This window comes from Sphingomonas sp. Leaf339, assembly GCF_001426195.1.
Lineage (GTDB): Bacteria > Pseudomonadota > Alphaproteobacteria > Sphingomonadales > Sphingomonadaceae > Sphingomonas.
Genome location: NZ_LMRS01000012.1, coordinates 282,492 through 294,209, shown reverse-complemented (window position 1 = coordinate 294,209; position 11,718 = coordinate 282,492). Strand labels below are relative to the sequence as shown.

General features: G+C 64.4%; 13 protein-coding genes. 6 read left to right on the top strand and 7 right to left on the bottom strand.

Features of this window, described 5'->3' with window-relative positions:
- The 5 genes from ASG67_RS08215 to serS all read right to left on the bottom strand — a co-directional run bounded on the left by ASG67_RS08215 (position 1) and on the right by serS (position 5,159).
- On the bottom strand, positions 1-339 hold the full coding sequence (locus ASG67_RS08215; RefSeq protein WP_056528139.1) for a PilZ domain-containing protein: 339 nt from the start codon (positions 337-339) through the stop codon (positions 1-3).
- Positions 340-679: 340 nt separating this feature from the next.
- Positions 680-1,903, bottom strand: a complete 1,224-nt coding sequence (tyrS, locus tag ASG67_RS08210; protein ID WP_056528137.1) for a tyrosine--tRNA ligase — start codon at positions 1,901-1,903, stop codon at positions 680-682.
- 139 nt (positions 1,904-2,042) lie between these two features.
- The gene (locus ASG67_RS08205) at positions 2,043-3,125 is read right to left on the bottom strand and encodes a M23 family metallopeptidase (protein WP_056528134.1); all 1,083 of its coding nucleotides are present in this window, start codon (positions 3,123-3,125) and stop codon (positions 2,043-2,045) included.
- Positions 3,118-3,882 (bottom strand): 5'/3'-nucleotidase SurE, encoded by a 765-nt coding sequence (surE, locus tag ASG67_RS08200; protein WP_056528132.1) that lies wholly within the window; start codon positions 3,880-3,882, stop codon positions 3,118-3,120. The genes ASG67_RS08205 and surE overlap by 8 nt, the downstream gene beginning before the upstream one ends.
- A complete protein-coding gene (serS, locus tag ASG67_RS08195) occupies positions 3,882-5,159 on the bottom strand; it encodes a serine--tRNA ligase (protein WP_056528129.1) in 1,278 nt (425 codons plus the stop codon). Before serS ends, surE begins: the two co-directional genes overlap by 1 nt.
- A gap of 95 nt (positions 5,160-5,254) precedes the next feature.
- Between serS and ASG67_RS08190 the strand changes: the two genes are divergently transcribed.
- From ASG67_RS08190 to ASG67_RS08180, 3 genes are all read left to right on the top strand, one after another.
- The gene (locus ASG67_RS08190) at positions 5,255-5,695 is read left to right on the top strand and encodes a host attachment family protein (protein WP_056528127.1); all 441 of its coding nucleotides are present in this window, start codon (positions 5,255-5,257) and stop codon (positions 5,693-5,695) included.
- Positions 5,696-5,917: 222 nt separating this feature from the next.
- A complete protein-coding gene (gene dksA, locus ASG67_RS08185) occupies positions 5,918-6,376 on the top strand; it encodes an RNA polymerase-binding protein DksA (RefSeq protein WP_056528123.1) in 459 nt (152 codons plus the stop codon).
- Positions 6,377-6,454: 78 nt separating this feature from the next.
- Entirely contained in the window at positions 6,455-6,787 is a 333-nt protein-coding gene (locus tag ASG67_RS08180; protein ID WP_056528120.1) for a PilZ domain-containing protein, read from the top strand.
- A gap of 54 nt (positions 6,788-6,841) precedes the next feature.
- Here the strand turns inward: ASG67_RS08180 and ASG67_RS18275 are convergent, their stop codons facing one another.
- A complete protein-coding gene (locus tag ASG67_RS18275; protein ID WP_414887496.1) occupies positions 6,842-7,066 on the bottom strand; it encodes a YdcH family protein in 225 nt (74 codons plus the stop codon).
- A gap of 106 nt (positions 7,067-7,172) precedes the next feature.
- Here ASG67_RS18275 and ASG67_RS08175 point away from each other — a divergent pair, with 106 nt between their 5' ends.
- Both ASG67_RS08175 and ASG67_RS08170 read left to right on the top strand, forming a co-directional pair.
- Positions 7,173-7,370, top strand: a complete 198-nt coding sequence (locus ASG67_RS08175; RefSeq protein WP_056528118.1) for a YdcH family protein — start codon at positions 7,173-7,175, stop codon at positions 7,368-7,370.
- 87 nt (positions 7,371-7,457) lie between these two features.
- Positions 7,458-7,916: a DUF1465 family protein gene (locus tag ASG67_RS08170; RefSeq protein ID WP_056529109.1), complete on the top strand. Its 459-nt coding sequence runs from the start codon at positions 7,458-7,460 to the stop codon at positions 7,914-7,916.
- On the opposite strand, the gene ASG67_RS08165 is transcribed toward ASG67_RS08170, so the two are convergent.
- The gene (locus ASG67_RS08165; protein ID WP_056529106.1) at positions 7,913-8,872 is read right to left on the bottom strand and encodes an NAD(P)H-dependent flavin oxidoreductase; all 960 of its coding nucleotides are present in this window, start codon (positions 8,870-8,872) and stop codon (positions 7,913-7,915) included. The genes ASG67_RS08170 and ASG67_RS08165 overlap by 4 nt on opposite strands.
- 92 nt (positions 8,873-8,964) lie before the next feature.
- On the opposite strand from ASG67_RS08165, the gene ASG67_RS08160 reads away from it, so the two are divergent.
- The gene (locus tag ASG67_RS08160) at positions 8,965-11,550 is read left to right on the top strand and encodes a M1 family metallopeptidase (protein ID WP_056528115.1); all 2,586 of its coding nucleotides are present in this window, start codon (positions 8,965-8,967) and stop codon (positions 11,548-11,550) included.
- The last annotated feature ends 168 nt before the right edge of the window (positions 11,551-11,718 follow it).

The window sequence follows — 11,718 nt, the reverse complement described above, 5'->3', positions numbered from 1 at the left end:
TCACGCCCGGGCTGATGCCGCCTTCATGCTGCGCAGCATCAGCTCCAGCATCAACTGATAATCCGCCAGTTCGATCGTCCGTGTCAGCTGGCAGCCGATCCGGCCACCCAGCGACCAGCGCACCTCCGCCTCCAGCACGCCGATCAACGGAAACTGCACCGATAGCCAGTCGCCCGGCGCATGCTGACCATCGCTGCGCGCCATGAAGCCGCGCGGCGATACATCGACCAGCGTCACCGGCTGTTCCTCACCACTCGCCTGCCGCGCCCGCGTACGGTGCAGCACGGTCTGCCGCGGTTCGCGCCGCTCATCCGCCGCCGCCAGATGTCCGAATGCCATCACGTCCCCTCGGCCCAGCGGTCCAGATTTCCGCATCACGCCAATCGTCTGGCTACCGCCGAGAGCTTAACAAAGCGTTAGAGGTTGGGTTTCGCTCTGGACTGGACCTTCACGTGAAGACGCGGCGAAGACTTGCGGAAAGGGCCGACGGCCAAGGGGCAGGGTCGCGATCCGGCAGGACGGGCGATCCAGCGTCCCGGCTGACTGGGCAACCCTCAACTAGACCGGACCCCAGCAACCCCGGCACCCCGCGCGTGCCAGCGCGGCGACGAATATCCATCGGGTTCCATCATGATTTGCGCTGGTCATCACAGCGCTGCACCCAACCGGACCCCAACTGTCACCCTGCAACCACCAACCCATGATGCTTCTTCCCCGCGGACAACCGCACTGGTTCGGCACCGACCGTGATCGTCACACCCTCGTCTGTCACCTTCTCGCCGTCGACCCGCGCGCCACCGCCGGCGATCAGCCGCCGCGCCTCGCCCCGCGACGCGGCAAAGCCCAGCCCGATCAGCGCATCGACGATCCCCACCGGCCCGGCAGCCGCGAACCGCGGCAACGCCTCGCCGCCTGTGCCTTCCTCGAACGTCCGGCGCGCAGTTTCCGCCGCTTCGTCGGCGGCGGCGCGGCCCCGGCACATCGCCGTCGCCTCGGTGGCGAGAATCTTCTTCGCCTCGTTGATCTCCGCGCCCGGCAACGCCTCCAGCCGGCGGATCTCATCCAGCGGCAGGTCGGTGAACAGGCGCAGGAACCGGCCGACATCGCGATCGTCGGTGTTACGCCAGAACTGCCAGTAATCGAAATGCGGCAACTGGTCCTCGTGCAGCCAGACCGCGCCCGACATCGTCTTGCCCATCTTGCCGCCGTCCGCCGTCGTGATCAGCGGCGTCGTGATGCCATACACCTCGGTGCCGTCCATCCGCCGCGACAGCTCGATGCCGTTGACGATGTTCCCCCACTGGTCGGACCCGCCCATCTGCAACCGGCACCCGGCCCGGCGCGACAATTCCAGAAAGTCGTATGCCTGCAAGATCATGTAGTTGAATTCGAGGAAGCTGAGCGACTGCTCCCGGTCCAGCCGCAGCTTCACCGAATCGAACGACAGCATCCGGTTGACCGAAAAATGCTGGCCGACCTCGCGGAGGAACGGGATGTACTCCAGCGCGTCGAGCCATTCGGCATTGTCCAGCATCACCGCATCGGTCGGGCCGTCGCCAAAGGTCAGGAAGCGTTCGAAGATGCGTTTGATCGCCGCCACGTTGGTCGCGATCCCGTCCTCGCCCAACAGCTTGCGCGCCTCGTCCTTGAAGCTGGGATCACCGATCTTGCCGGTGCCGCCGCCCATCAGCACGATCGGCTTGTGCCCGGTCTGCTGCAACCGGCGCAGCAGCATGATCTGCACCAGGCTGCCGACATGCAGCGACGGTGCGGTCGGATCGAACCCGATATACCCCGGCACCACCGCCTTCGCCGCCAGCGCATCCAGCGCGGTGGCGTCGGTCATCTGGTGGACATAACCACGGTTGCCGAGGACGGTGAACAGTTCTGACTGATACGACATGGCCGCCGGTTAGCAACCGCGGCGCCGTTCGTCACCTGTCCTACAGCGCGATCATCCTGTACAAGCCTTCACAGGCCCCCCGCATCGACCGCCGACCCTCCACGATCGACCACCCTCGATATGCACGAAGTCGGCGAACTTACCGCCTCGGCAGCAAGGTCAGCGGATCGACCGGCGTCCGCCCCCGCCGCAGCTCGAAGTGCACCTCCGGCTGCTCTGCAAAGCCAGTGTCCCCCGACAGCGCGATCGATTGCCCCCGCTTCACGCTCTGCCCACGACTGACCAGCAGCCGCGATGCATGCCCGTACACGCTGGTCCAGCCACCGCCATGCTTCACGATCACCAACCCGCCCAGCGCCGCGATCCCGTCGCCGGCATAGGCGACTACTCCGTCCGCCACCGACAGCACCGGCGTGCCCACCGGCACCGCGACCTTGATCCCGTCGTTGCGTTCGCCCGACGCTCCGGGCCCGAACCGCTTCACCACGCGCCCCTCGACCGGCCATACGAAGCCGCCCCCCGCCAACCTAACCGGCGGCGCGACCACTGCGTCGGACGGCAAGGGCCTGGTCGGTCGCCGCACCGGCCGCACCGGCGCCTGGTTGGCCGCCAGCGCCGGCTCGCCACCGGTCAGGATGTCGTCCACGTCCAGCCGGAACGCCGCCGCCCGTTCCGCCGCCCGACTAGGCGCACTTTCCGCCGGCCCCGGTATCAACACCCGCTGGCCCGCGCGGAGCGAATAGGGCTCGGTCAGCTCATTGGCGGCCACGATCCGCGACCACTCGACGCCGTACGCCCGCGCGATGGCGATGCCGCTCTCGCCCGGACGGACCAGATGATAGCGGCCGGGCGGTATCCTCAGCCGCCGTCCCGCCTGCACCGGATAGGGCGCCGACAGCCCATTGGCCCGCGCGATCGCCTCGACACTGGCGCCGGTTCGTTCCGCGATCGCGCCCAGCCCGTCGCCACGCCGGACAATATAGATCGACTCCGCCACCTCCCGCGCATCCGCGGATACGGGCTTCGCTTCCCAGGCAGGCCGGGCAGGGCGCGGGGCGGGGACGTCGATCGACCGCGCAGGGCGATCATCCACCATCGGAGCGGCAGGCGGCTCTTCATAACGCGGCGGCGGCACGCGCTCGGGGCCGCGTGGCGGCTCGACCGAGGGAATGCAGCCGACCAGCGCCAGCATCGCCGCACTGACCGCCCAGCGCCTAGCCATAGGCGGCGTCGAGCATCGCCAGCGAAGGCCCGTGCGTCATATCCAGGTGCAGCGGCGTGACGGAGATAAATCCCTCGGTCACCGCCTCCAGGTCAGTGTCGCCGATCGTCGCGTCTTTCGTCTGGCCCAATGCGAACCAGTGATACTCGTATCCGCGGGGATCGGTGTTGGTCACGATCTTCAATCGGCCATAGTCACGCAGGCCCTGCGGCACGACGCGGATGCCCTTCACCGCATCGGCGGGCACGGCGGGAAAGTTCACGTTGACGAGCGATCGGGGCGCCAGCGGTGCCTCAATCAGGGGGCGTACTACACGCTCTCCCCATGCCTCCGCGACAGAGAACGGCACCGCATCGCCCATGCCCTCTCGGCTATAGACCTGGCTCAGCGCGATCGACCGGATGCCGGCCAGCGCACCCTCCATCGCCGCGGAGACGGTGCCCGAATACGTTACGTCCTCGGCCAGATTGGCGCCGCGGTTGACGCCCGACAGGATCAGATCGGGCGGACTGTCCTTCATGATCTTGGCGACCGCCATCATCACCGCATCGGTCGGCGTGCCCGACACCGCGAACCGCTTCTCGCCAAATCGGCGGATACGCAGCGGTTTCGTCAGCGTCAGCGAATGGCCGGCGCCCGACTGTTCCTCCGCCGGCGCCACGACCCAGACGTCGTCGGAAAACGCCGCCGCGATCGTCTCGGCGATCTTCAGTCCCGGCGCATGATAACCATCGTCGTTGGTGACGAGGATACGCATCAGCGTGGGCTCAGCATGGTCAGTCCGCCCAGATAGGGCTGAAGCACCGCCGGTACCGCGACCGACCCGTCCTCCTGCTGATAATTTTCGATTACCGCCACCAGCGTCCGCCCCACGGCAAGACCGGAGCCGTTCAACGTATGCACGAACTGCGGCTTGCCACCCTCCGGCCGATACCGCGCGTTCATCCGCCGCGCCTGGAAATCGGTGCAGGTCGAGCAGCTCGATATCTCGCGATAGCGGTTCTGACCCGGCAGCCAGACCTCCAGATCATAGGTCCGCGCGGCCGAGAATCCCATGTCGCCGGTACAGAGCAGCATCCGACGATAGTGCAGGCCCAGCGCCTCTAGCGCGCCCTCGGCCGCCCGCGTCATCCGCTCATGCTCGTCGTCCGACGCATCCGGTGTGACGATCGATACCATCTCGACCTTGTCGAACTGATGCTGGCGGATCAGGCCCCGCGTATCGCGGCCGGCAGCACCCGCCTCGGAGCGGAAGCAGGGGGTCAGCGCGGCGAAGCGTAGGGGCAGTTCACCCTCGGGCAGCACCTTCTCGCGGACGATGTTGGTCAGCGACACTTCGGCAGTGGGGATCAGCCAGCGGTCATCGGTGGTGCGAAAGAGATCGTCGGCGAACTTGGGCAACTGGCCCGTACCGAACAGAGCCTCCTCCCGGACCAGCACCGGCGGGGCGACCTCCTCATAGCCATGCTCGTTCACGAGGCGGTCGAGCATGAACTGGCCGAGCGCGCGGTTCAGCCGGGCGACGGGGCCACGCAGCAGCGTGAAGCGTGCGCCGGCGATGGCGATGCCCGTCTCAAAATCCATGCCAAGACTTGGACCGATCACATCATGCTCGCGAACATCGGCGAAGGCGAACGTCGGCTTCTCGCCGTTCTCACGCACCAGTTGGTTGCCGTCTTCGTCGCTTCCTTCCGGAACATTCGCGGCAGGGCGGTTGGGGATGGCGGCCAGTGTGGCATCCAGTTCGGCACCGATCGACCGCTCTTCCTGCTCCAGTTCAGGCAGACGCGCCTTGAGCTCGGCGACTTCGGTCATCAGCGCCTGAGCGCGCGCTTCATCCTTCTGGGCTTTCGCCTGGCCGATCTGCTTCGACAGGTCGTTGCGGCGCGTCTGCGCCTCCTGGGAAGCGGCGATCGTCTGGCGGCGTCGCTCATCCAGCCCCACCAGCGCCTCGCCCTGCGCCGGCAATCCGCGCCGGGCCAAGGCCGCATCGAACGAGGCAGGGTCGTCGCGGATCAGGCGTATATCGTGCATCGTCGGGCTATGGCGTCAGGGACGATGCCGCGCAACCCGAAGGATCAAAGGGCGTTGAGTGTCCGCAAGCAGCTTAACCCTGAAGGAGAATATCCGTGCGGATCGCTCACAACGCCGTCGTCCTGGTTGCCGATGGCCGCAAGATGCTGTTCCTCCGAAATGAAGGCGATGTCGATCAGCCACAACTGAAGGTCGAACATGCCGAAGAACAGGACAATCCGGCCGACCGTGAGCACACCACCGATGGCGCCGGCCGCGCCTCTTCACCGCAAGGCCATGCGCAGAGTTCGGTCGGGAAAGCGGATGCCCACCAGATCGAGGAAGATCGCTTTGCAGCCAGCGCAGCCGATCTGCTGAAGCGTCGCGCCTTGGCCCACGAGTACGACGACCTGATCGTCGTAGCCCCACCGCGAACGTTGGGCGAATTGCGCAAGCATTACCACAAAGAGGTCAGTGATCGTCTCGTCGGCGAACTGGATAAGGATCTGACCGGTCACCCCATATCCGACATCGAAAAGGCGCTGATTGCGGCCTGATCAGCGACCTGTCCCGTCAATCGGGTGCTCGTGCGACAGCACGGCACCCGGACGAAACCACATCGAGTTGCATACGCGCAACAATCTGGATCGATCTGGGACAGGCGGCGTAAGGGTCGCTTGTCGCAGCTATACTGTCGCACTATAGGCGCTCGATATCTGGGGGAGGCCCCGAGGACGGGATTGGGCAAACCAGTCCGACGGGGCCGAAGGGAGAGCGGTATGGCGTCGGTTATTGATCGCGTAGACGTACTTTCCACTGGCCAATTGGCGGCCAACGATGACGGGTATCGGCCGTCGGCTGACGAACCCTTCATGGGACGACAGCAGCAGGCGTATTTTCGAAAGAAACTGACGGCTTGGCGAGAAGCGATTCTGCTGGAATCGCTGGGCACGCTATCCCAACTTCAGGTCGATTCGTTGCGGGAGTCGGATCTAACGGATCGGGCGTCGAGCGAAACCGATTGGTCGATCGAACTCAGGACCCGTGACCGTCAGCGCAAGCTCATCAGTAAGATCGACTCAGCGATCCGTCGGATCGATGAGGGTGAATATGGGTATTGCGAGGTAACCGGCGAACCGATCAGTCTCGCCCGCCTGGAAGCGCGGCCGATCGCGACGATGACGGTCGAAGCCCAGGAACGGCACGAGCGGCACGAAAAGATCTCTCGAGACGAATGACGCGTGCTTGACATTGGAGCGTGCTACTCCTGATAGCCTGAGCTTCGGCACCGCACGCATAGATGGAATGGAATAGGCATGGACGGCTTCTCAGGCGACGCCAAAGGTGCCCCTAATTCATCACCGTCGGATCAGCGGGCGCATGAACGCAATCCCGCACTCCTGATGGCAATGTTGCAGTTGGAAGATGACGATGAAGGTCCGCAACAGGTTCGTATCCGCAACCTGTCTGAACGTGGATTGATGGCGGAGCCGGGCTACCCGGTTTCGGTCGGTACGGTCGCGGTGCTCGATCTGCCGGGGGTTGGTGCGGTGCAGGGCAAGGTCGCATGGTCGGCCGAAGGCCGCATCGGCATCGCGCTGGATGATTCAATCGATCCTGCTGCAGTACAGGCTGCCGGCGACAGTTGACAGGGCCGTTAGTCGAATAAAAGGCCGCCGCTGGATGGCGACGGCCGGTATCTATCACAGGCTGACGATTTCTTCCTTCAGTCGCAACTTCTGTTTCTTCAGATCGGCCAGCATCGCCGTGTCGGGATGCGGCCTGCCGGTCTCATCGGCGATACGCCGATCGATCGTTGCATGCTTCGTTTCCAGAGCGATCTGGTGTGCTGTCGACTGCATGGGCAAAGTCTCCTTCGTGCCTTGCGGGGGAGTGAGTAAAACACGCGACTCGCGGATTGTCGCCATGAAATCGGCACGAAATCGACTGACCGTGCGGTTTTGACCGCCGACCCGTTTGTCGCTCGCACACACAGCCGGTGTTGGGTAAAGCGACAGGCGATCGGGGGACCGCGTGGACGAAACACAGATCAGGACGAGGCTGGACAGCCTGCGACAGGAGCATCGCGACCTGGATGCCGCCATCGCCGCGCTTGGCGAGAATGGCGTACCCGATCAGATGCAGTTGGCCCGCCTGAAAAAGCGCAAGCTGCGGCTGCGTGACGAGATTGCCATGCTGGAAGATCACCTGTTGCCGGACATCATCGCCTGAAAATGCCGTATCGGTGGTCCGCAAATGGGACACCGAAGCCGACATCGCGCATGGGAAGCGCCGCGCGGGCGTGCGATGCAGCATGCGATGACGCCGTACCCCACCACCCACCTGCATCGCCGCCTGCTGGACGGCCTGTATGTCGACGCCATGGTTCTGGCGGATGAGGCGCGACATTATGTCGAAGGTGCCAGTCGCGAGGATGGCGGCGCGATGGCCCCCATCGATCGGGTGCTGCTGTCCTGCGAGTCGTTGAAGGTCACGACCCGACTGATGCATGTTCTGGCTTGGCTGCTGATGCGCAAGGCGATCGACACGGGCGAGATTGCGCCAGCGGAGGCGCTAACGCCCGCCCGGCGGCTGGGTCCGTCGTCGATCGTCGATCCTGATGTGGCTGGCCGCATGCCAGATCGTGCGCGGTGGCTGATCGACGCGAGCGAGATGCTGTACCGCCGCGCGGCGATGCTTGAGGCCGGCTATGCCAATGTCGAGCGACCGGCCAGCCCGGCGCGGGCATTGCAGCTGCAACTGGCCGCAGGACTCTAGCCCACCAATCTGGCACGCGCGGCGAGATATTCGCGCTCCAGTCGGTCGATACGAACAGCGACAGGTTCGATCGCCTCAACTGCGCCGATCCCTTGGCCTGCACCCCAGATATCGCGCCACGCCTTGGCCTTGCTGCCGTTGCTGCCACCGAAATCCATGGTCTTCACATCGCCCTGCGGCAGATTGTCCGGGTCCAGCCCTGCTGCGACAATCGATCCGCGCAGGTAATTGCCATGGACCCCGGTGAAGAGGTCGGAATTGACGATATCCGCCGCCCGACCCTGGACCACTGCCTGCTTGTAGGCAGGATCGGCATTGGCTTCGTCGGTCGCGATGAAGGGTGACCCGATATACGCAAAATCCGCCCCCAGCGCGCGCGCCGCGAGCACCGCGGCACCGGTGGCGATCGAGCCGGACAGCGCCAACGGACCATCGAACCACTGCCGGATTTCGGCGACGAGCGCGAAGGGCGATTGGCGGCCAGCATGGCCCCCGGCGCCCGCCGCGACGGCGATCAATCCGTCCGCACCCTTTTCCACCGCTTTGCGGGCGAAGCGGTCGTCGATGATGTCATGCAGGGTAATACCGCCCCAGCCATGAACCGCGGTGTTAAGATCCTCCCTTGCGCCCAGCGAGGTGATGACGATCGGCACCTGCCACTTCGCGCAGACCGCCAGATCAGCCTCCAGCCGATCGTTCGACCGATGCACGATTTGGTTGACCGCGAACGGCGCGGCCGGCCGATCGGGATGAGCGCGGTTGTGGGCGGCCAGTTCCTCGGTGATGCGATGCAGCCATTCGTCGAACATCGCTGCCGGCCGGGCGTTCAGCGCAGGAAAGGATCCGACGATTCCTGCCTTGCATTGAGCGATGACCAGTTCTGGCCCGGAGATGATGAACAGAGGCGACCCGATCACGGGTAAACGGAGGCGGTCGAATAGCGAGGGAAGCGTCATGGCGGCGATCTTGGCCATGGCAAACCGGCATGTCCAGCGTTGCCCATGACCTCCAATGCCCTATGGCGAGGCATAACATCACGAGGTTGTTCATGAAATTCGCTGCGTCGTTGTTTCTTGCCGTTACGGTTTCCGGGCCTGCGCTGGCCGCCGGACAGTTGCCGCGTACCGTCGTTCCGGTGTTGTATGAAATCGACATCCAACCCGATGCGACGTCGCTGACGTTCGCCGGTACCGAAACCGTGACGGTCGATGTCCGTCAGGCGACGCGCACGATGACGCTGAATGCCGCTGACCTGAACGTCACGCACGCCACATTCGATGGAAAGCCGGTGCGGGTTTCGACCAATGCTGCGGCGCAGACGTTGACCGTGACCTTGCCAGCCGTCGCCACGGTCGGTCAGCATCGATTGGCTTTTCAGTGGACCGGCAAGATCAACCAATCCGCGGCAGGGCTGTTCGCGATCGACTATACCAGCATCGATGGGTCGAAGGCGCGGATGCTCGCGACGCAGTTTGAGGCGCCGGACGCACGCCGCTTCGCTCCGATGTGGGACGAACCGTCGTTCAAGGCGAAGTTCCGGCTGTCGAGCACGGCGCCGGCAGGCCAGACCGCCTATTCGAACATGCCGGCAACGTCGGTGGCGAAGCGGGCGGACGGTAGCCAGCTTTACCGGTTCGGCGAGACGCCGGTAATGTCCAGCTATCTGCTGTTCCTGGGCATGGGCGATGTCGAACGGCGTACGGTGAGCGCGAATGGTACGGAGATCGGCGTGATCGCCCGCCGCGGCGTGATCGATCAGGGCGATTACGCGCTGGGTGCAGCCAAGCGGTTGCTATCCTATTATAACGACTATTTCGGTCAGCCGTATCCGCTGCCCAAGATGGACATGATTGCCGGGCCCGGTTCCAGCCAGTTCTTCAGCGCGATGGAGAATTGGGCAGCGATTTTCTATTTCGAGCCGACATTGTTGTTCGATCCGTCGCGAACCGCCGAAAGCGGGCGCCAATCGGTTCACGTCACCGTCGCGCATGAAATGGCGCACCAGTGGTTCGGCGATCTGGTCACCATGGCATGGTGGGACGACCTGTGGCTGAACGAAGGTTTCGCATCGTGGATGGAAGGAAAGGCGACCGCCGACCTAAACCCCAGTTGGAAAGCCGGCGCGTCGGCCGTCGCGTTCGAACGGGAATCGGCGATGGCGATCGACGCGACATCGGCTACCCATCCGATCGTCCGCAAGGTGGAAACCGTCGATCAGATCGGCGAGGCGTTCGATGGCATCACCTATATGAAGGGTCAGGCCGTCATCGGAATGATGGAATCGACGCTTGGCGCCGATGTCTTCCGCGCTGGCATCCGCCGCTACATGGCCAAATATAAATATGGCAACACCGTCACTAACCAGTTGTGGACCGAACTGTCGGCAGCATCAGGGCGCGATATCAGCGGCATCGCCCGCGATTTCACGTTGCAGGGCGGCGTACCGCTGGTGACGATGGCGGGCGCGCAATGTGTCGGTGGCAATACGAAGGTCAGCTTGAGCCAGGCCCGGTTCGGGCTGGATACGCCATCGAAGCAGCCGCAGACATGGCGGGTGCCACTGGTCGTGTCCACGGTCGGCGGCGGCAGTGCGAATGCGGTGGTGACGGGCGCGCAGCCGACGTTGTTGACCGTAAAGGGTTGCGGCACCGTTGTGCTGAACACCGGGAAGGGGTCGTACACGCGGGCGATGTACGACGATGCCGGACATGCCGCGGTCGTCCGCGATTATGGACGATTGTCGCTGGAGGATCGGCTCGGGACGCTGGGCGACGATTTCGCGCTGGCCTTGGGCGGCTATCAACCGCTCGATCGATACTTCGCGGTGCAGGCGCAGGTTAAAGCAGGCGCGGATCCACTGGAATGGTCGATGGTCGCGGCAAAGCTGGAGCGACTGGGCGGCCTACTCGCGGGTACGCCGCTCGAAGCGCGATTGCGCGAGCGGACGCGGATGCTGCTGACGCCTGTTCTCGGTCGGATCGGTTTCGACGCCAGGGACGGCGAGTCACCACTGGTGGGCAACCTGCGCGAGCGGTTGATCGAACAACTGGGATCGGAGGGGGATGCAAGCGTGATGGCGCGCGCGCGCGACTACCTGTCGCGGATGCGCCAGGACCCCGCCGCCCTTCCCGGTGCGATCCGACAGCCGATCCTGTCGACCTATGCGGCGAATGCCACGCCGGCCGAATGGGATGTCCTGCTGGAGATGACCAAGGCGGAACGGTCGCCAGTCACAAAGAACGGCTATGTCCGCTTGCTCGGCGCGTCGGTTGACGAAACCAACGCGCGGCGGGCGCTGGCTTTGCTGAAGACGGACGTCCTGACCGACCCGCAAAAGGCCAGCCTGTTGCGGGCGATCGCCGGTGCGCATCCCGATCTGGCCTTCGACTGGGCAGTGGTCAATCAGGCGACGGTCGATGGTTTTATCGAGCAGAGTTCGCGGTCGGGGTTCGTCGTCGGCCTCGGTGGTGGCTCGAGGGACCCCGCCATGCCCGCCAAGGTGGCGAACTATGCGAAGAAGTATCTGCCCGCTGGATCACGGGCGCCGGCCGATCGCGTCATCGCACAGATGAAGATCAATCGGGAGGCGCGCGATCGGTTACAGGCAGCGACGGCAACATGGCTGGCGCAATAGGTCGGTTCAAATTCGGCCTGTGCGGTGCGCGATCCTCGGTTGAGTATTGCGTACCGCCCACAACGCCCTCTACAATTATATGATAAGAACGGTGTGGAACGCCGGGGTCGGGAGAGTATTCGGTGAAAGCTGCGGGCATATTGTGGGGCGTCGGCGTATCGGCGTTGG

What these genes read in the sequence shown, in the direction of transcription:
- ASG67_RS08170 (WP_056529109.1), top strand. Translation starts at nt 7,458, where the DNA reads ATGACGCCGTACCCCACCACCCACCTGCATCGCCGCCTGCTGGACGGC.
- serS (WP_056528129.1), bottom strand. Translation starts at nt 5,159, where the DNA reads ATGCACGATATACGCCTGATCCGCGACGACCCTGCCTCGTTCGATGCG.
- ASG67_RS08215 (WP_056528139.1), bottom strand. Translation starts at nt 339, where the DNA reads ATGGCATTCGGACATCTGGCGGCGGCGGATGAGCGGCGCGAACCGCGG.
- ASG67_RS08205 (WP_056528134.1), bottom strand. Translation starts at nt 3,125, where the DNA reads ATGGCTAGGCGCTGGGCGGTCAGTGCGGCGATGCTGGCGCTGGTCGGC.
- ASG67_RS18275 (WP_414887496.1), bottom strand. Translation starts at nt 7,066, where the DNA reads ATGGCGACAATCCGCGAGTCGCGTGTTTTACTCACTCCCCCGCAAGGC.
- surE (WP_056528132.1), bottom strand. Translation starts at nt 3,882, where the DNA reads ATGCGTATCCTCGTCACCAACGACGATGGTTATCATGCGCCGGGACTG.
- ASG67_RS08165 (WP_056529106.1), bottom strand. Translation starts at nt 8,872, where the DNA reads ATGACGCTTCCCTCGCTATTCGACCGCCTCCGTTTACCCGTGATCGGG.
- dksA (WP_056528123.1), top strand. Translation starts at nt 5,918, where the DNA reads ATGGCGTCGGTTATTGATCGCGTAGACGTACTTTCCACTGGCCAATTG.
- tyrS (WP_056528137.1), bottom strand. Translation starts at nt 1,903, where the DNA reads ATGTCGTATCAGTCAGAACTGTTCACCGTCCTCGGCAACCGTGGTTAT.
- ASG67_RS08180 (WP_056528120.1), top strand. Translation starts at nt 6,455, where the DNA reads ATGGACGGCTTCTCAGGCGACGCCAAAGGTGCCCCTAATTCATCACCG.
- ASG67_RS08160 (WP_056528115.1), top strand. Translation starts at nt 8,965, where the DNA reads ATGAAATTCGCTGCGTCGTTGTTTCTTGCCGTTACGGTTTCCGGGCCT.